This is a genomic window from Streptomyces sp. CC53, from assembly GCF_001865245.1.
In the GTDB taxonomy this organism is placed as follows: Bacteria; Actinomycetota; Actinomycetes; order Streptomycetales; family Streptomycetaceae; genus Streptomyces.
Map to the genome: position 1 here is coordinate 22,176 of NZ_MKXB01000034.1, position 17,280 is coordinate 39,455.

18 protein-coding genes are annotated in these 17,280 nt (G+C 75.8%); 13 read left to right on the forward strand and 5 right to left on the reverse strand.

Features of this window, described 5'->3' with window-relative positions:
- Positions 1 to 210 precede the first annotated feature (210 nt).
- Together BJP40_RS02990 and BJP40_RS02995 are read left to right on the forward strand one after the other, a co-directional pair.
- Positions 211 to 1,029 (forward strand): DeoR/GlpR family DNA-binding transcription regulator, encoded by an 819-nt coding sequence (locus BJP40_RS02990; protein WP_071268632.1) that lies wholly within the window; start codon positions 211 to 213, stop codon positions 1,027 to 1,029.
- Between the two features lie 6 nt (positions 1,030 to 1,035).
- The gene (locus BJP40_RS02995; protein WP_071278374.1) at positions 1,036 to 1,509 is read left to right on the forward strand and encodes an SRPBCC family protein; all 474 of its coding nucleotides are present in this window, start codon (positions 1,036 to 1,038) and stop codon (positions 1,507 to 1,509) included.
- A 48-nt stretch (positions 1,510 to 1,557) separates the two neighbouring features.
- On the opposite strand, the gene BJP40_RS03000 is transcribed toward BJP40_RS02995, so the two are convergent.
- A complete protein-coding gene (locus tag BJP40_RS03000) occupies positions 1,558 to 2,640 on the reverse strand; it encodes a PLP-dependent cysteine synthase family protein (protein ID WP_071278392.1) in 1,083 nt (360 codons plus the stop codon).
- 343 nt (positions 2,641 to 2,983) lie between these two features.
- Here BJP40_RS03000 and BJP40_RS03005 point away from each other — a divergent pair, with 343 nt between their 5' ends.
- From BJP40_RS03005 to BJP40_RS03020, 4 genes are all read left to right on the forward strand, one after another.
- A complete protein-coding gene (locus tag BJP40_RS03005) occupies positions 2,984 to 3,325 on the forward strand; it encodes a hypothetical protein (RefSeq protein WP_071268630.1) in 342 nt (113 codons plus the stop codon).
- 172 nt (positions 3,326 to 3,497) lie between these two features.
- Positions 3,498 to 4,049: an ATP-binding protein gene (locus tag BJP40_RS03010; protein ID WP_079169237.1), complete on the forward strand. Its 552-nt coding sequence runs from the start codon at positions 3,498 to 3,500 to the stop codon at positions 4,047 to 4,049.
- A gap of 49 nt (positions 4,050 to 4,098) precedes the next feature.
- A complete protein-coding gene (locus tag BJP40_RS03015; RefSeq protein ID WP_071278376.1) occupies positions 4,099 to 4,749 on the forward strand; it encodes a TetR/AcrR family transcriptional regulator in 651 nt (216 codons plus the stop codon).
- 1 nt (position 4,750) lies between these two features.
- Positions 4,751 to 5,341 (forward strand): DUF4865 family protein, encoded by a 591-nt coding sequence (locus tag BJP40_RS03020; RefSeq protein ID WP_071268628.1) that lies wholly within the window; start codon positions 4,751 to 4,753, stop codon positions 5,339 to 5,341.
- Between the two features lie 141 nt (positions 5,342 to 5,482).
- Here the strand turns inward: BJP40_RS03020 and BJP40_RS03025 are convergent, their stop codons facing one another.
- A complete protein-coding gene (locus BJP40_RS03025; RefSeq protein WP_071268627.1) occupies positions 5,483 to 6,712 on the reverse strand; it encodes an ROK family protein in 1,230 nt (409 codons plus the stop codon).
- Positions 6,713 to 6,839: 127 nt separating this feature from the next.
- On the opposite strand from BJP40_RS03025, the gene BJP40_RS03030 reads away from it, so the two are divergent.
- From BJP40_RS03030 to BJP40_RS03050, 5 genes are all read left to right on the forward strand, one after another.
- Positions 6,840 to 7,568, forward strand: coding sequence for an endonuclease (locus BJP40_RS03030; RefSeq protein WP_071278378.1), 729 nt, complete (start codon positions 6,840 to 6,842; stop codon positions 7,566 to 7,568).
- Between the two features lie 284 nt (positions 7,569 to 7,852).
- Positions 7,853 to 8,209: a hypothetical protein gene (locus tag BJP40_RS03035; RefSeq protein ID WP_071278380.1), complete on the forward strand. Its 357-nt coding sequence runs from the start codon at positions 7,853 to 7,855 to the stop codon at positions 8,207 to 8,209.
- A gap of 52 nt (positions 8,210 to 8,261) precedes the next feature.
- On the forward strand, positions 8,262 to 9,503 hold the full coding sequence (locus tag BJP40_RS03040; protein ID WP_071278382.1) for an MFS transporter: 1,242 nt from the start codon (positions 8,262 to 8,264) through the stop codon (positions 9,501 to 9,503).
- Positions 9,504 to 9,536: 33 nt separating this feature from the next.
- Positions 9,537 to 10,289, forward strand: coding sequence for a maleylpyruvate isomerase family mycothiol-dependent enzyme (locus BJP40_RS03045; protein WP_071278384.1), 753 nt, complete (start codon positions 9,537 to 9,539; stop codon positions 10,287 to 10,289).
- Positions 10,290 to 10,417: 128 nt separating this feature from the next.
- Positions 10,418 to 10,741 (forward strand): DUF6332 family protein, encoded by a 324-nt coding sequence (locus BJP40_RS03050; RefSeq protein WP_107407895.1) that lies wholly within the window; start codon positions 10,418 to 10,420, stop codon positions 10,739 to 10,741.
- Between the two features lie 178 nt (positions 10,742 to 10,919).
- Here the strand turns inward: BJP40_RS03050 and BJP40_RS03055 are convergent, their stop codons facing one another.
- A complete protein-coding gene (locus tag BJP40_RS03055) occupies positions 10,920 to 11,675 on the reverse strand; it encodes a TetR/AcrR family transcriptional regulator (protein WP_071265569.1) in 756 nt (251 codons plus the stop codon).
- Positions 11,676 to 11,822: 147 nt separating this feature from the next.
- On the opposite strand from BJP40_RS03055, the gene BJP40_RS03060 reads away from it, so the two are divergent.
- Entirely contained in the window at positions 11,823 to 12,278 is a 456-nt protein-coding gene (locus tag BJP40_RS03060) for a nitroreductase family deazaflavin-dependent oxidoreductase (protein ID WP_071265567.1), read from the forward strand.
- A 342-nt stretch (positions 12,279 to 12,620) separates the two neighbouring features.
- Here BJP40_RS03060 and BJP40_RS03065 read toward each other — a convergent pair whose 3' ends face one another.
- Complete coding sequence (locus tag BJP40_RS03065) at positions 12,621 to 13,886, reverse strand: geranylgeranyl reductase family protein (RefSeq protein WP_226962957.1); 1,266 nt, start codon at positions 13,884 to 13,886, stop codon at positions 12,621 to 12,623.
- Positions 13,887 to 14,847: 961 nt separating this feature from the next.
- Here BJP40_RS03065 and BJP40_RS03070 point away from each other — a divergent pair.
- Positions 14,848 to 16,239, forward strand: coding sequence for a dipeptidase (locus BJP40_RS03070; protein ID WP_226962801.1), 1,392 nt, complete (start codon positions 14,848 to 14,850; stop codon positions 16,237 to 16,239).
- 161 nt (positions 16,240 to 16,400) lie between these two features.
- Here the strand turns inward: BJP40_RS03070 and BJP40_RS03075 are convergent.
- Positions 16,401 to 17,280: NUDIX hydrolase (locus BJP40_RS03075; RefSeq protein WP_071278386.1), on the reverse strand; the 880-nt coding region annotated here is incomplete at its 5' end.

Genomic DNA, 17,280 nt, shown 5'->3' on the forward strand with positions numbered 1-17,280 from the left:
CGGGAACGGCGGTGCAGTGCGGCGGGTGCAGTGGCGTGCGGCGGGGCGTGCGGGTGGGGGTGCGCGACGTGCCGTGGCCGGCGGCTCCGGGCGGGCCGCCGCACGGCTCACCCGTAGTCTCCCCGCCGCCCGCCGGAGTGAAGCGCGTGGCAGGATGAGCAGGCTTGGCCAGCGGTGTTGCCGAACGATCACGGAAGGAACGGCCCTGGGGTGAGCGACAACCACAACCTCCTCGCGGAGCAGCGGCGCGCCCTGATCCTGGACGAGGTGCGGCGGCGGGGCGGGGCGCGGGTCAACGAGCTCACCCGCAAGCTGAACGTCTCCGACATGACGGTGCGTCGGGACCTGGACGCGCTGGCGCGGCAGGGCGTGGTCGAGAAGGTGCACGGCGGCGCCGTGCCCGTCCCGGAGACGGAGGCGCGGACGCACGAGCCGGGGTTCGAGGCCAAGTCGGCCCTGGCGCCCGGCGCGAAGGAGGACATCGCCCGGGTGGCGGCGGCGATGGCGGCGCCCGGCAGCGCGGTGGCCCTGTCGGGCGGTACGACCACGTACGCGGTGGCGCGGCACCTGCTGGAGGTGCCGGACCTGACGGTGGTGACGAACTCCGTGCGGGTGGCGGACGTGTTCCACGCGGCGAAGGCCGGTACGGCGACGGTGGTGCTGACGGGCGGGGTGCGGACGCCGTCGGACGCGCTGGTCGGGCCGGTCGCGGACCAGACGATCGGGACGCTCCGCTTCGACCTGCTGTTCCTGGGGGTGCACGGGGTGTCGGTGGATGCGGGCCTCTCGACGCCGAACCTGGCGGAGGCGGAGACGAACCGGCGGCTGATCCGGTCGGCGCGGCGCGTCGTCGTGGTCGCGGATCACACCAAGTGGGGGACGGTCGCGCTGGGTTCCTTCGCCCGGCTCGACGAGGTGGACACACTGGTGACGGACGGGGGCGCGCCCGACGCGGTGCGGGCGGAGATGGCGGAGCACCTGCCCGGCCTGGTCGTGGCGGGCGGGAACGGCAGCACGGACGAGAGGTAGGCCGCGATGGGTGTCTTCCGTGTGGAGCGGGTGACCGCACTGTCCCCGGACGAGGCGTGGCGGCGGATCACCGACTGGCGGGTGCAGGCGGCCCAGGTGCCGCTGACCCGGCTGGCGTCGGTGAGCCCGGGGCCGACGTGTGCGGGCACCCGCTTCACGATGCGGACGGGCGTGGGGCCCGTGGCCTTCGACGACCCGATGGCCGTCGTGCGGTGGGAGCCGCCCGAGGAGGCCGGCGGGACGCGGGGCGTGTGCCGGGTGGAGAAGTACGGCCGCGTCGTGGGCGGCTGGGCGGAGCTCACGGTGCGGGCCGAGGGGGCCGGCACCAGGGTGACGTGGGTCGAGGAGCTGCGCCCCTGGGGCGTTCCGGGGTGGTGCGACCCCCTGCTGGACGCGGGCGCCCGGCGGGTGTTCGGCCGGGCGCTGCGGCGGGTGCTCGACGGCGGGCGGGGCGCGCGTCGGCCGCCGGCCCGGGGGTGAGGCACGTCGCCGGGTGCCGGCCGCGCGACCGGCACCCGGGGCGGCGGGTCAGTCGGGCCAGGCGCCGGTGGCGAGGAACTCGTCGAGCGTGGCGCTGTACGGCTCGATGTCCAGCCCCTGTTCGGCCAGCCAGTCGTCCGAGTAGTACTTGTCCAGATAGCGTTCACCGGGGTCGCAGATGAGGGTGACGACGCTGCCCGTCTCCCCCCGGGCCACCATCTCCGCGACGATCTTCAGGGCGCTCCACAGGCCTGTGCCGGTGGAGCCGCCCGCCTTGCGGCCGATGGCGTTCTCCAGGGCCCGTACGGCGGCGACGCTGGCCGCGTCCGGGACCTTCATCATCCGGTCGATGGCGCCGGGGACGAAGCTGGGCTCCATGCGGGGGCGGCCGATGCCTTCGATGCGGGAGCCGCAGTCGCTCGCCGCGTCCGGGTCGTGCCTGGTCCAGCCGTCGAAGAAGCAGGAGTTCTCCGGGTCGGGCACGCAGACGCGGGTGTCGTACTGCATGTAGTGCACGTAGCGGGCGATGGTGGCGGAGGTGCCTCCGGTGCCGGCCGTGGCGACGATCCAGGCCGGTTCCGGGTACCGCTCCAGGCGGAGCTGCTGGTAGACGGACTCGGCGATGTTGTTGTTGCCCCGCCAGTCGGTGGCCCGCTCCGCGTAGGTGAACTGGTCCATGTAGTGGCCGCCGGTCTCGGCGGCGAGGGCGGCGGCCTCCTCGTACATCTTGCGGGAGTCGTCGACGAAGTGGCACCGCCCGCCGTGGAATTCGATGAGGCGGATCTTCTCCGGGCTGGTGGTGCGCGGCATCACGGCGATGAAGGGCACGCCGATGAGCTTGGCGAAGTACGCCTCGGAGACGGCGGTCGAGCCGCTGGACGCCTCGATGACCGGCTTTCCCGGGCGGATCCATCCGTTGCACAGGCCGTACAGGAACAGCGAGCGGGCGAGCCGGTGCTTGAGGCTGCCGGTGGGGTGCGTGGACTCGTCCTTGAGGTACAGGTCGATGCCCCACGCCTCGGGGAGCGGGAAGCGCAGGAGGTGGGTGTCGGCTGACCGGTTCGCGTCGGCCTGCACCTTCCGTACGGCTTCTTTCAGCCAGGTCCGGTACGCGGTGTCCGTGCGGTCCACGTCGACCGTCGCGGCCGCGACCGTGGGCCGCGCCGCGGACGCGGCTCCCGCGGCGGCCTCGGGGGCCGGCTCGGGCCGGTGATGGGTGGTGTTCACGCCCGGCGCTCCTCGCTGCTCGTCGTCCTCACGGTCCCCGCGCTCCTCATCCCGCTCTCCTGCCGCTCAGGGCCCTCGCTGCCACAGGGGGCCTCGCTGCTGAACATACAGCCCTCACCTGGGCAAACGATGACTTTGATGACGCATAGGCTTGGCTTGCAGGCGGGGGCCGCCGGGACTCTGGTGCGACGGCGGCCCGTTGTGCAGACTGGCGGCGGACAACCGGTGCGAAGGGGGCGGCGGACGTATGGCGGAACCCGACTTCAGTGCCCGGGGCGTGCGGATCGAACGCTGGCCGCGCTCCCTCACGAGGGCCGGCGAGGTCAGGATCGAGGACGGCCGGCTGGCTCTGCTGACCAGCTACGGCCGCGAGATCGACAGCGCTCCCGTGGGCACGGTCAGGGCGGGCCGCCCCTGGTTCGCGGCGCCCGGTGCCGCCGTGGCGACGCTGAACGGCACGCGGTACCGGCTGACGCTGGACGGCCGCGACCGGGACGGCGCCGAGGACCGCGCCGCCGACGCCGCCCGGGAGGGGCTCTGCCGCCGCTTCCTGGACGCCCTGCGGAGGGCCCGGGGCAACCGCGCCTGACGGGGCGTCGGCCGCCGCGAGTTGCGAAGCGGTCACGTCTGGTCCACGCTGGATTGACATCACTCAGGGTGCATGGGCGGTAACGCTGTGACCCAGCCCGCCGTACCGCGAGCCAGCCCACCACTGGATCCGATCTCCGTCTTCTTCCGGACCTACTTCGGGGAGTCGCAGCGTGATCAGCCAGGCAAGCAGAAGGCAGTGCACGGTAGAGCTCCAGGCCCTCCCGTGGCGGATCCGTCAGGTCCGCAGGATCGTGTCGGCGCAGCTGCGCTACTGGAACCTCGACTGCCTGATCGACAGAGCGGCGCTCGGCGTCACCGAGTTGCTGACCAACGTCCACCAGCACGCCCGACCGGACAAGGTGTGCACGGTCGAGATCTCCTTCGCGCTCGACCGCTTGACGGTCTCCGTCCACGACCACGATCCCCGCCTCCCCGTCCTCGACCGCTCCCCCGCGGCACGGGACCCGCTCGCCACGTCGGGGCGCGGCCTCGCACTGATCGAAGCGGTGAGCGAGAGCTGGGGGGCGCAGCCACAGGGCGATTCGGGGAAGGTCGTGTGGTTCACCCTCCCCGCGCCCTCGGACACGCCGGTCGACCCGGCGCCCGTGTCCGGGCGTGCGGCGCCCGCGTCCTTCCGCACGTCCGCGAGCCCCGCGGCGCCGCCGTCGGCGCCTGCGCCCGAATACGTGGTGGCGGCCGCCCCGGTGCCGGTCCCCGGCTGATCGGCGCTCCCGACGGCGGGGCCCTGCCGACATCCCTGTACCTACTGGTATGTACAGTGACCGCGTGAAGGCATCGGAGCGGCTGGTCGAGGCCGCACAGGACCTGCTGTGGGAGCGGGGGTACGTCGGGACGAGCCCGCGCGCCATCCAGCAGCGGGCGGGCGCCGGCCAGGGCAGCATGTACCACCACTTCGCCGGGAAGCCCGCCCTCGCACTGGCCGCCATCCGGCGCTCCGCGCAGGAGCTCCGGGCGGCGGCCGAAGCGGCGCTGGGCGGCGGCGGCACGGCGTACGGGCGCATCGAGGCGTATCTGCTGCGGGAACGCGACGTGTTGCGCGGCTGCCCGCTGGGCCGGTTGGCGATGGACCCGGACGTGGTCGCCGACGACGCGCTGCGGGCACCGGTCGACGAGACGCTGGACTGGCTGCGGGCGCGGCTCGCCGGCATCGTCCAGGAAGGCGTCGACCGCGGGGAGTTCGCCACGGGACTGGACCCGCGGCACACCGCGGCGACGATCGTGGCGGTGGGGCAGGGCGGCTACGTGCTGGCACGCGCGGCCGGAGACGCGGCGGCGTTCGACACCGCGGCGCGCGGCCTGCTCGCCCTGCTCGCCCCGGGCGGCCGGGCGACGGCGGACACCCGGGGGAAGCACGCACGGACGGAGGCCGCGGACGCGGCGAGCGAAGAGGGGGACGCCTGAGATGCAGGCGATGCAGTACGAGATCACGCTGCCGGCCGACTACGACATGGGGATCATCCGGCACCGCGTGGCGACGCGCGGCCACCTCCTCGACGACTTCCCCGGACTCGGGGTGAAGGCGTACCTCATGCGGGAGCGCGGCGTGGCCGGGTCGCCCGTGAACCAGTACGCGCCGTTCTACCTGTGGGCTGAGCCCGAGGGCATGAACGCGTTCCTGTGGGGCCCCGGCTTCCAGGGCATCGTGGACGACTTCGGGCGGCCCCGGGTGCTGCACTGGGCCGGCGCCGCGTACGGGGAGGGCGCGGCGGCCGGATCGGTGCCCCGTACGGCGGTGCGGCGCCGGGAGCCGGTGCCGGCAGGCGTGCGGCCCGCCGAAGCGGTCGAGCGGGCGACCGCCGCGCACGAGCGGCTCGTACGGAAGGACGGCGTGGTGGCGGCCGCGGTCGCCGTGGACCCGCACGCCTGGGAGCTGCTGACGTTCAGCCTGCTGGCCGGCGAGTGCGCTCCGGAGGACGCGGCGGGCGAGGTGTTCCAGGTGCTGCACGTGTCACAGCCGGAGCGCGCCCGGCTGCGCCGGGGCCGCCACTGGTGACGACACGCCCGGACCCGCACGACACGTCCGTGCTCCGACGCGGGGGCGCCGTCCTGCCGGGCGCCGGCTCCGCCGCCTCCCGCCTGCGCGGCGCGGCGAGTCGAGGCGCCTCCGAGGGGGCCTCGCTCACCGGCTCGGCGGCTACACCCGCGAGGCCGTGGCCAGGGCTCCGAGCGGGTCGTCCAGCACCGGCTGCCAGGCCAGTTCGGCGGCGCCCGCCAGGCTGTTGTGGGGCAGCGTGCAGCCGAGGATCGGCACCCCGCCGCTGCGGCCCCACAGGCTGCGGTCGGCGACCACGGCCCGCAGCCGCTCCGGATCGGCGGCCAGGAGCTCGCGGTGCAGGCCGCCCAGGATGATGCGGTCCGGGTTGAGGATGTTGACCAGCCCCGCCAGCCCCAGACCGAGCCGGTCGACGAGCTCCTCGACGGCGGCCCGGACCGACGGGTCCCGCGGCTCGTCGCGCAGCAGGTCGCGGGCCTGTTGGAGGAGCGACACCTCCGGGCCCGGCGTGCGGCCCGCCGCGGTGAGGAAGGCCAGGGGGTCCGTCTCGACGTCCAGGCAGCCGCGGCTGCCGCAGTGGCACGGCCGGCCCTCCGGGCGGACCGTGAGGTGGCCGACTTCCAGGGCGAGACCCGAGCTGCCCGTGTGGAGCCGCCCGTCCAGGACCAGTGCCCCGCCGACGCCCCGGTGCCCGGTGGCGACGCACAGCAGGTGCTGGGCACCGCGCCCGGCACCGTGGCGGTGCTCGGCGAGGGCGGTGAGGTTCACGTCGTTCCCGGCGAAGGCGGGCCCCTCGATGCCGGCGTCCCGTACGAGGTCCGCGAAGACCTGCCGGACGGGCGCCCCGGGCGGCCAGGCGAGGTGCAGCGGGTTGAGGGCGGTGCCCTCGGGCTCGGCCACGGCGGACGGGACGGCCAGGCCCGCTCCGACGCAGCGGCGGCCGCTGTCGTGCAGCAGCCGCGCACCGACGGCGACGACCGCTTCGAGCACCTGGGCCGGGTCGGCGGTGACCTCCACGCAGCCGGGCGCGGTCGCCACGATGCGCCCGCCGAGTCCGACCAATGCGGCGCGGAAGCCGTCGGCGTGGATCTGGGCGGCGAGGGCGACGGGGCCGTGCTCGTCCACGGTGAGCCGGTGCGAGGGGCGGCCCTGGGCGCCGGCGCCCGCGCCGGGGCGGGCGTCGACGCGGATGAGCCCGAGGGCCTCCAGTTCGGCGGCGACGGCGCCTGCGGTGGCCCGGGTGACGCCGAGTTCGGCGGTGAGCACGGCCCGTGTGGGCGCCCGCCCCGTGTGCACCAGTTCCAAGGCGGGGCCGAGGGCGCTGCGGCCCCTGTCCAGCCGTGTCCGGGTCGTCGTCGCCTTGCCGTTCATGCCGGTGAGTCTCCCATGATCCTGCGGTCCGGCCGCCCCGGTGCGCTGTTTCGCCGGTCCCTGGACGGGTACTGCGGGCAGCGGTGGCGCAGGACCGTACCGACGACGGCAGGGTGAGGGAGGCGCCATGTCACCCTCGGGCGACACAGGACGGCACGAGACCGTGCGGGAGCTGCTCGGCACCCACGGCGGGACGTACGCCCGGCAGGCCGGGATCCGGCTGAGGGACACCCCGCAGCCGCTGTACCAGCTGCTGGTGCTGGCGCATCTGATGTCCGCGAGGATCCGCGCGGACGTCGCCGTGGCCGCGGCGCGGGCGCTGTTCGACGCGGGACTGAAGGACGCCCGGCACATGCGGGACGCGACGTGGCAGGAGCGGGTGGACGCGCTCGGCGCGGGTGGATACCGGCGTTACGACGAGCGGACCTCCACGCAGCTGGGGCGTGCGGCGCAGCTCGTGCTGGACGAGTACGGCGGCGATCTGCGGCGGATGCACCGGGACGCGGGAGACGATCCGGAGCGCCTGCGCGGGCTGCTCCAGGAGGTGCCCGGGATCGGGCCCGCCGGGGCGGACATCTTCCTGCGGGAGGCGCAGGGCGTGTGGCCGGAGCTGGCGCCCTACCTCGACGGAAGGACGCTCGACGGGGCCCGGCGACTGGGGCTGCCCGCGGACCGGGACGAGCTGTCCGGCCTCGTCGACCGGGACGAACTGCCCTCCCTGGCCGCCGCGCTGGTGCGTGCGGCACTCGACCGGCACGTGGTGGAGGACGTGCGCGGGCAGCGGGAGCACGGCGGCGGGCGGCGGGGCGGGGACGGGAGGAGACCGCGCGCCGCGGGGCAGCAGCGGAAGGCCTGAGCGACGGACGGCCACGCGGATGTCCGGCCGCCCGCCAGGGGCGGCAGCCCGAGCAGGAGGCGGCGAGGAGGAGAGGGAGGAGGCCCGGAAGCGGCAGCCGAGAAGAGACGGAGGATTCGGGGCACCGACGGCCGAGGAGGGACGGGACAGGAACCCCGGAACGCCCGACAGCCGGAGGGAGGCAAGGCCCTCCGGAAGCGCCGACAGCCGAGGAGAGGCGGAGAGGGACAGCGCCGTGCGGGCGTCACGCCCGGCGGCACGCACGACACTCAGGGAGGATCCGGATGAGCACCCCCGACCGCGGCGACCTGCCGCTGCCCGACTACGACCAGTTGCCCGCGGGCTCTCTTGAGCACCGCATCCGCTCCCTGCGCTCGGACGAGGTCGCGCGGCTGCTGAAGTACGAGCACGAACACGCCGACCGGCCGCCGGTCGTGCAGCTCCTCGCGTCGCGCAAGCGGCAGTTGGAGGAGGGCGCGCAGCCGTCGGGCGGCGACCCCGGGGCCTACCGGCCGGAGCAGTCGCAGCGGGGCCGGGGCGGGTCGCCGGTGTCGCCGGCCACGTCGCCCGAGCCGTCGAGTCCCCCGCCGCACGGCACGCCGGACCAGCGGGGCAAGCCGAAGGGCAACCGCACGGTGTGAGGCGTGCGCACGCCGATTTGGAGCGGGGCGCGGGGATCCCTATCCTGAGTTTGTGCCGCCACTAAACAAACTCGCTCCCCCGCGCTCCGCCGCACCCCTGCAGACCGCCCCCGACACGCCCCGCGACCTGCGCGGACTGCGCACCGCCCTCACCCTCTTCTTCGCGCTGGACGGCTTCCTCTTCGCCGGTTGGGTCGTCCGCATCCCCGCGATCAAGCAGCAGACCGGTGCGAGCGAGAGCGATCTCGGCCTCGCCCTGCTCGGCGTCTCCGCGGGCGCGGTCGTCACCATGACCCTCACCGGCCGGCTCTGCCGCCGCTTCGGCAGCCACCCCGTGACGGTGGCCGCGGCCGTCCTGCTCTGCCTCGGCATCGCCCTGCCGCCGCTGACCCACTCGGTGGCGGCGCTCGGGCTGGTCCTGCTGGTGTTCGGCACGGCGTACGGAGCCGTCAACGTCGCCATGAACAGCGCCGCCGTCGATCTGGTGACCGCCCTGCGGCGGCCCGTGATGCCGGCCTTCCACGCCGCGTTCAGCCTGGGCGGCATGCTCGGCGCGGGGATCGGCGGGCTGGTCGCGGGCCATCTGTCGCCGACCGTCCACCTCCTCGGTCTGACCGTCGCCGGCCTGCTGCTGACCGCGGTGGCCGGCCCGGCCCTCCTGCGGCACCCCTCCCCCGCCCGCCCGGGGACACCGGCGCGACCCGGGGGCGCCGGACGCGCACCCCTCGACCGCCGCTCGCGTCGGCTCGTCACCGTCTTCGGTGTGATCGCCCTGTGCACCGCGTACGGCGAGGGCGCCCTCGCTGACTGGGGCGCCCTGCACCTCACGCAGGACCTGGGTGCCCACCCGGGCCTCGCAGCGGCCGGCTACGCGCTGTTCGCCCTCGCGATGACGGCCGGCCGGCTGTCCGGTACGGCGATGCTGGAGCGGCTGGGCCAGACCCGCACCCTCGTGGCGGGCGGCTCCGCGGCGGCCGTGGGCATGTTCCTGGGCGCCCTCGCACCGACCGTGTGGCTGGCGCTGCTGGGCTTCGCCGTCACCGGGCTCGGCCTGGCGAACATCTTTCCCGTGGCCGTGGACCGCGCCGGCGCGCTCGCCGGGCCCACCGGCGTGGCCGCCGCCTCCACGCTGGGCTACGGCGGCATGCTGCTGGGCCCGCCGGTGATCGGCTTCCTCGCCGACTGGTACTCGCTGCCGGTGGCCCTGACGACCGTGGCGGTCCTCGCGGCGGGCGCGGCCGTCATCGGCTACGGCACCCGCGGCACGGCGCACGGCGGGCCGCAGCACGGTTGAGGGCAGGGGCCCCCTGCCTGGCAGAATCCCGGCATGGACATTGCCGAGCACATCAAGTACCTGACGCTTGAGGGCCAGTTGCTGGCCGACGCAGCGGAACAGGCCGGGCCGGACGCCGAGGTCCCCACCTGCCCGGGCTGGCACGTGCGGGACCTGCTCAGGCACACCGGCATGGTGCACCGCTGGGCCACCGCCTTCGTCGCCGAGGGGCACACCGCGTTCCGCGCGGGCGCGGGGGAGCCCGACCTGGACGGCGAACCGCTGCTGGCGTGGTTCCGCGAGGGCCACGGCGCCCTCGTCACGGCGCTGACGGAGGCACCGGGCACCCTGGAGTGCTGGACGTTCCTGCCCGCGCCGTCGCCCCTGGCGTTCTGGGCCCGCCGCCAGGCGCACGAGACGACCGTGCACCGCGTCGACGCGGAGTCCGCGCTGGGGCTCGTGGCCGGCCGCTCCCCGCTGGACGCCCGGCTGGCCGCGGACGGCGTGGACGAGCTGCTGTGCGGCTTCCACGCCCGGGAGAAGAGCCGCGTTCGCACGGACCGCCCCGGCACCCTGCGGGTCCGCGCGACCGACACGGGGGACGTCTGGACCGTACGGCTGTCGACGGAGGCCCCGCGCACGACACGGGACGCCGAGGGCCCGGCGGACTGCGAGCTCAGCGGCCCCGCCGAGGCCCTGCACCTGACCCTGTGGAACCGCATCAGGCCGGGTTCCCCCGCGGTGGCACTCACCGGGGACGAGCGCCTGGTGCGGCTGTGGCGCGAGACGTCGGCGGTCACGTGGTGAGGGCGCGGCGCGTCGGCCCAGGACATCCGTGCGGTGAGGGGCCGGAACGCGCGGCAGCCGGCCCCGTCACGGCGGGCGTACACCGGTGCGGTGACGCAGGGCCCGGCACGGAAGGGCGGCCCGGTGCGGTGATCGGCGATGCGCGGCAGGCCCGACGGGACGCCGCCACCGTGGAGATCGGCTTCGCGGTGTGCACCGGGGCACTGCTCGCCGGTGCGCTCTTCTGTCTCGTCGGGGCCCCGGCGCTGCTCCTCGACCTGGACGGCGGCACCGAGCGCGCCGTGGTGGCCGCGGCGTGGACAGCGGCCACGGCGGGCTTCGCACTCCGGGTGGCGCGGGTGCTGTGGAGGTTCACCCGCGCGGGTGCGGGTTCGCCGGTGGCGGGCCCGCCCGGGCCCGCCTCCACCGCGTCCGCCGCCGACCGTCCGGACGGAACGGGCGAGGCCCTGTAGGGGCCTCCCTCCAGGGGGCCGTTCCGCAGCCGACCCGGCGAGCCGGCCCCTGCGCACGGCGCCCCCTCTCGGGCGTGACCGGTGGCGGGCGGAGCCGTACGGCGCCTGCCGTCGGCGCCGTACCACCGCCGGGCGCCGTTCCCTCCGAGCCGCCGCGCAGCCCCGTCCCGCGGCCGGTTCAGTCCGCGTCCCCGCGCAGCCCCACCTCCCGGCCGATGCGGGCCGCGGCGGCGTGGAAGAACGTCTCGCGTTCCTCCACGACCCCGTGGAAGTGGCCGAACACCTCGAACGAGATGAGCCCGAAGAGCTGTGCCCAGGCGCCGACGAGCGCGTGCACGAGGGCGGGCGGCAGGTGGTCGCCGGCGCCGGCGCCGGCCGTGAGTCCGGCGGTCATCCGCCGGGCCTCCGCACCGAGCGCGGCGGGCAGCGGCGGGGGCGCGACGGCCCCCGCGCGGTGGGCGTCGCGGACGACGGCGACGAGGGCGAGGGCGACACGGGCTGCCGGCGCCACGGTGTCGCGGGGTGCGGTGTAGCCGGGCACCGGGGAGCCGTACAGCAGCGCGTACTCGTGGGGGTGGGCGACGGCCCAGGACCGTGCGGCGGCGCAGACGGCCGTCCAGCGGGCCACCGGGTCGGCGGTGGGCGGAGTGGCTTCCAGGGCCGCTTCGGCAGCGGCGCCGAGGGCGTCGTACGCATCGACGATGAGCGCGGTGAGCAGGTCGTCGCGGCTGGGGAAGTACCGGTAGAGCGCGGAGGAGACCATGCCCAGCGCGCGGGCGACGGCCCGCAGGGACAGCTTGGCGGCGCCCTCGGCGGCGAGCTGCCGGCGTGCCTCGTCCTTGATGGCGGCGGTGATCTCGGCCCGCGCCCGGGCCCGCGCCCCCTGCACGGAGGGCGCTGCGGAGATCATGCGGGGTGCGCGGTTCGTGGTCATGGCGGCCAGTGTGCCACGCCTTCGTGAGCACCGCACCAAAGCAAGAGCGGTGCTCTTGAAAAGAGGCACCCACGCGAGGCATACTGCTCCACAGAGAGAGCAGTGCTCTCCCGCTCCCGCTTCGGCCCCGCTCCCGGAGGTCCCGCCATGTCCGCACAGCCGCTGCACGTGAAGAAGCCCGGCTGGTTCACGGTCCACGTGCTCAACCGGTTCGTGGCCTGGCTGACCCGTCGCGGAGTCAGCGTGTGGGGCTCACGTGTCCTCGCCGTACGCGGCAGGAAGTCGGGCGAGTGGCGGCGCACCCCCGTCAACCTGCTCACCCTCGACGGCGTCCAGTACCTCGTGGCGCCGCGTGGGCACGTCCAGTGGACCCGGAACATGCGCGCCGCGGGCGGCGGGGAGCTGCACCTGGGCAAGCAGGTGCAGCCGTTCACCGCGGAGGAGGTCGGCGACGACGACAAGCCGCCGGTGCTGCGCGCCTACCTGCGGCGGTGGAAGGCGGAGGTGGGGGTGTTCTTCGGGGGTGCGGGGCCCGATTCGACGGACGAGGAGCTGCGGGCGATCGCACCCCGGCACCCGGTCTTCCGCATCACGCCGACCTGATCGCACCGCCGACCTGATCGCACCGCCGGGCAGACCACACCGCCGGACGGACCACACCGCCGGTCGGACCACACCGCCGGACGGGTTTCGGCGCCGGTCGGGCTTCGGCGCCGGACGGGTTTCAGCGCCGGTCGGACCAGTGGCGCCGGCAGGGCCGGCGCCGAACTGCCCACGCCGCCGGGCCGACCCGTGTCACCGGGCGGGGCGCACCGCCGATCCGACCACTGCCGGGCCGGTCGACGGCCCGTACGGCCCCGGCACCTTGGACATCCGGCACAGTCCGGTCCCGTCGGGTGGAACCGGACGGGGCGGCGCCGGTCCGTCACGCACCGGCCGGTCCGCTCACTCCCCCTGCCGCACCCCCCGGCCGGCCTCGGGGCGCTCCGCTTCGGGGCCCGGGAGCGGCTGCTCCTCCTCGGGCACGGGCCGCTCCGCGGCCTCGCGGCGGTCCAGCGCCTCGACGGCACGCCGGGCCAGGGCGCTGTTGCGCACCATCCCGCCCAGCGTCGAGGTGCCCCGCGTCACGTCGGTGAACGCCCGCCAGGCGGGCCGCCATCCGGTGATAACCGCGTGCAGCAGCCCGGGGCGCCGCGCGAAGAAGCCGAGCATGCGCCGGCCCACGGCCATCTCGACGCCCAGCCCCGCCTTGATCGCGAAGGCGTAGTTCAGGGCCTGCCTGCGCGCGTCCACCGCGTCGTGCGCCTCCGCGATCCGCACCGCCCACTCGCCGGCGAGGCGGCCGGAGCGCAGTGCGAAGGAGATGCCCTCGCGGGTCCACGGCTCCAGCAGTCCCGCCGCGTCGCCGCAGACGACGACCCGGCCGCGGGAGAGGGGCGAGTCGTCGGTCCGGCAGCGCGTCAAGTGCCCGGACGACAGGGACGGTTCGAAGCCGGCCAGGCCGAGCCGGGCCACGAAGTCGTCCATGTACCGCTTGGTGGCGGCGCCTTCACCGCGGTGCGCGATCACGCCGACGGTGAGGGTGTCGCCCTTCGGGAACACCCAGCCGTAACTGCCCGGCAGGGGGCCCCAGTCGATGAGGACGCGGCCGGCCCAGTCCTCCGCCACCGGCGGCGGCACGGGGATCTCCGCCTCCAGCCCGAGGTCCACCTGGTCCAGTCTGACCCCGACGTGCGCTCCTATCCGGCTGGCGCTGCCGTCCGCGCCGACCACGGCCCGCGCCAGGACGGTCTCGCCGTCGGCGAGCACGACGGCGACCGTGCGCCGGTCGGGTACGGCCGGCCCGTGCTGCTCCACCCGGGCCACGGTGGCGCCGGTGCGCAGCTCGGCCCCGGCCTTCCGGGCGTGCTCCACGATCCGGGCGTCGAAGTCGGGCCGGTTGACGAGGCCGAACAGCATCCGCTTGGCGCGGCGGGTGCGGGCGAACCGGCCGTTCAGCGAGAACGTCACGGCGTGCACCCGGTCGCGCAGCGGCAGCTCGAAACCGGGCGGGAGCGCGTCGCGGGAGGGGCCGATGATGCCGCCGCCGCAGGTCTTGTAGCGGGGCAGCTCCGCCTTCTCCAGGAGCAGGACGCGGCGCCCGGTGACGGCCGCGGCGTAGGCCGCCGAAGCTCCCGCGGGACCTGCGCCGACCACGACGACGTCCCACACGTCGGGCGGACCGGGCCGCTCTTCGGCGGACCCGCCCGGGTCGGCCCCGGGGGCCGTGGCGGGGTCGCCGGTCAGCCCGCGCGGCTCCCCGGCACCCGGGTCGCCGCCGTTCCGGGCCTCCCGGTGCCGCCGCCCGGCGTCCGGCGCGTCCGCGTCACGGTCCTCGGCATGCGGGTGCTGCGGGGCGGGCCCGGGTGCGGCCGACGGTCCGGCGGCCGGCCCTCCCCCGTGGGCCTCCCCGCCGACCGGCCCGACGACGCCCGGCCCGACGGCACCGGGCTCGACGGCGGCGGGCCCGACGGCTGCGGGCCCACCGGGAGCCTGCGCGGCGGCTCCCCGTTCACGGCGCTCCGCCACACCGTCCTCCGCCCGACCGGCCCCCGGCCGGTCGGTGTCTCCGCGGGAGGCACCCTGCGCGTCGGCGCCCGACCCGGCGGCGCCGGGCTCGTCGGTGTCTCGGCGGGCAGCCCCCTGCCGGTCGGCGCCCGACCGGGCGGTGCCCGGCTGGTCGGTGCCCGGCTGGTCGGTGGCCCGGGCGGGGACGGTCCGCCGGTCGCTTCCGGTCGGCGCGGAGCCGGGGCCTGCGGAGCCGGACGCCGCGGCGTCGGTGCGTGCGGAGCCGGGTCGCGCGGTCGCGCCGTCCTCCGGGTCGGCGGCCGCGGAAGGGGGCTCCGCTGCCGGCGGGGCCGCAGGCCCGACCTCCGGGTTCCGCGCGGCCGCACCCCTGCTGGTCGCGTTCTCGTCGTCTGTGCTCTCAGCCGCTGCGTTCTCGCTGCTCACGATGTGCTGCTGCTCCTGATCCCGATGATCCAGACCGTGTCCCAAGCTCTCGATCGCATCCTACGGCGCCGGCCGCGAGCATCCCTGTGGGAGGATCGAACCGGCGTTCGCGGCGCACCGGCAGCAACGCCGACCCCAGCAACACGTCGTGACACCGTCGCACCCACGAGGAGCGTGCCCCATGACCGCCGCCGACCCGATGGTCGATCAGCTCGCCGAGCCCGTCGCCGCCACCGTGGCGTCGCTGATGCCCCGCGCCAAGGCGGAACTCACCGAGCTGGTGGCGTTCCGGTCGGTCGCCGATCCGGCCGTCTTCCCGCGCAGCGAGTGCGAGGCCGCCGCGGCCTGGGTGGCGGACGCCCTGCGCGCGGAGGGCTTCACGGACGTCGCGCTGCTCGACACCCCGGACGGCAGTCAGTCGGTGTACGGCCATCTGCCCGGCCCGGTCGGCGCGCCCACCGTCCTGCTGTACGCGCACTACGACGTGCAGCCGCCGCTGGACGTCGCGGCCTGGGACAGCCCGCCGTTCGAGCTGACGGAGCGGGACGGCCGCTGGTACGGGCGCGGCGCCGCCGACTGCAAGGGCGGCTTCCTCATGCACCTGCTGGCGCTGCGCGCACTGAAGGCGAACGGCGGTGTACCGGTCGGCGTCAAGGTGATCGTGGAGGGCTCGGAGGAGCAGGGCACCGGCGGCCTGGAGCGGTACGTGGAGGAGCACCCCGAGCTGCTGACCGCCGACGCGATCGTGATCGGCGACACCGGCAACTTCCGGGCGGGCCTGCCGACGGTCACCTCGACGCTGCGCGGGATGACGATGCTGCGGGTCCAGGTGGACACGCTGGCGGGCAACCTGCACTCCGGGCAGTTCGGCGGCGCCGCACCGGACGCGCTGGCCGCGCTCATCCGCGTCCTGGACTCGCTGCGCGCGGAGGACGGTTCGACCACCGTCGACGGGCTGGCGGCGGACGCGGCCTGGGACGGGCTCCAGTACGACGAGGAGGAGTTCCGCCAGGATGCGCGGGTCCTGGACGGTGTGGGTCTGATCGGCTCCGGCACGGTCGCGGACCGGCTGTGGGCGCGGCCCGCCGTCACCGTGATCGGCATCGACTGCCCGCCGTGCGTCGGGGCGACCCCGTCCGTGCAGGCGTCCGCGCGCGCCCAGATCAGCCTGCGGGTGCCCGCCGGGCAGGACGCGGCGGAGGCGACGAAGCTGCTCACCGCCCACCTCCAGGCGCACGCCCCGTGGGGGGCGCGGGTGACGGTCGAGCAGGTCGGGCAGGGCCAGCCCTTCCGGGCGGACGTGGCCAGCCCGGCCTACCGCGCGATGGGCGAGGCGCTGCGGGCGGCCTACCCGGGGCGGGAGATGCAGGCGGCGGGCATGGGCGGGTCGATCCCGCTGTGCAACACGCTGGCCGCGCTGTACCCGGAGGCGGAGATGCTGCTGATCGGGCTGAGCGAACCGGAGGCGCAGATCCACGCGGTGAACGAGAGCGTGTCGCCGGACGAGCTGGAGCGCATGTCCGTGGCGGAGGCGCTGTTCCTGCTGTACTACGCACGGTCGCGGCAGAACTGACGGACCGGGCCGCTCGCGGCGCCCCCGGGTGCCTCACGTGCGGCCCCCCTCACCCGGCCTCGGCTCGTGCCGGGGCCGGGCCTGCAAGCCCTTCGGCCGCGAGGGGCCCGTCGGCAGCCGGCGGGGACCCGCACCCGGCCGTGCCGGCAGGCACCCGGGACCTACGCCGGCCCCACCGGGACACCCGCCTCCAGGTTCAGCACCGTGCCCCGCTCGCGCGCCCTGAGCGCCCAGCGCAGCCGTTCGTACCGTACGGGCGGCAGCATCCCGGCCGCCTCCTCCTCGCTGGCGAACCGCCAACCGCGCAGCTCGGAACCGGGCAGCAGCACCCGGTCGGACTGGGCGCTGGTGAGGCGGCCGCCGTCGAAGAGGAGCCGCAGCCCGCCGTACCGTGGCGGGGCGGGCGGCTCCCAGTCGACGACCAGGAGCCGCGGCACGGCGCCGAGCTCCAGGCCGGTCTCCTCCGCGACCTCGCGCATCGCCGCGCGGGCCGGGGCCTCCCCCCGCTCCACGACACCGCCCGGGAACTCCCAACCCGGCTTGTAGGTCGGGTCCACGAGCAGGACGCGGTCCTGGTCGTCGAAGAGCAGCACGCCCGCGGCGAGCGTCTCTCCGGTCGGCTCCGGGGTCTGCACGATGCCGCAGACACCGGCCGCGCCGGTGCGCACCGCGTCGGCGATGGCCTTGGCCGTGGCCTCCGGCGTGAGGGAGCCGTTGTCCACGGCGTACGCGTCGGCAGCCAGCCAGCCGTCGAGCGCGGCCCGGTACGGCGCGACGCGGTCCTCCGCCCACCGGCGCGCCCGCTCGCTGCCCGCCGGGGCGTCCGGGGCGTCCTCGCGGGCGGCGATCCGTGCGCGCAGGATCGTTTCGTCTTGGGTGAGGACGATATGGCGGACGGTGATCCGGCGGGCGGCGAGGCCACCGAAGATCTCGTCGCGGTGCTCCTGGCGGAGCACGGTCATCGGCACCACGAGCACCCCGCCCACCTCGGCGAGCACGGCGGCGGCGGTGTCGACGACCAGGCGCCTCCAGATCGGCAGG

Bases quoted from the DNA above. Each gene is read 5' to 3' on its own strand.
- BJP40_RS03025 (WP_071268627.1), bottom strand. From the start codon at position 6,712: ATGAACGGCAAGGCGACGACGACCCGGACACGGCTGGACAGGGGCCGC.
- BJP40_RS02995 (WP_071278374.1), top strand. From the start codon at position 1,036: ATGGGTGTCTTCCGTGTGGAGCGGGTGACCGCACTGTCCCCGGACGAG.
- BJP40_RS03060 (WP_071265567.1), top strand. From the start codon at position 11,823: ATGTCCGCACAGCCGCTGCACGTGAAGAAGCCCGGCTGGTTCACGGTC.
- BJP40_RS03005 (WP_071268630.1), top strand. From the start codon at position 2,984: ATGGCGGAACCCGACTTCAGTGCCCGGGGCGTGCGGATCGAACGCTGG.
- BJP40_RS03045 (WP_071278384.1), top strand. From the start codon at position 9,537: ATGGACATTGCCGAGCACATCAAGTACCTGACGCTTGAGGGCCAGTTG.
- BJP40_RS03055 (WP_071265569.1), bottom strand. From the start codon at position 11,675: ATGACCACGAACCGCGCACCCCGCATGATCTCCGCAGCGCCCTCCGTG.
- BJP40_RS03030 (WP_071278378.1), top strand. From the start codon at position 6,840: ATGTCACCCTCGGGCGACACAGGACGGCACGAGACCGTGCGGGAGCTG.
- BJP40_RS03020 (WP_071268628.1), top strand. From the start codon at position 4,751: ATGCAGGCGATGCAGTACGAGATCACGCTGCCGGCCGACTACGACATG.
- BJP40_RS03035 (WP_071278380.1), top strand. From the start codon at position 7,853: ATGAGCACCCCCGACCGCGGCGACCTGCCGCTGCCCGACTACGACCAG.
- BJP40_RS03070 (WP_226962801.1), top strand. From the start codon at position 14,848: ATGACCGCCGCCGACCCGATGGTCGATCAGCTCGCCGAGCCCGTCGCC.
- BJP40_RS03015 (WP_071278376.1), top strand. From the start codon at position 4,099: ATGTACAGTGACCGCGTGAAGGCATCGGAGCGGCTGGTCGAGGCCGCA.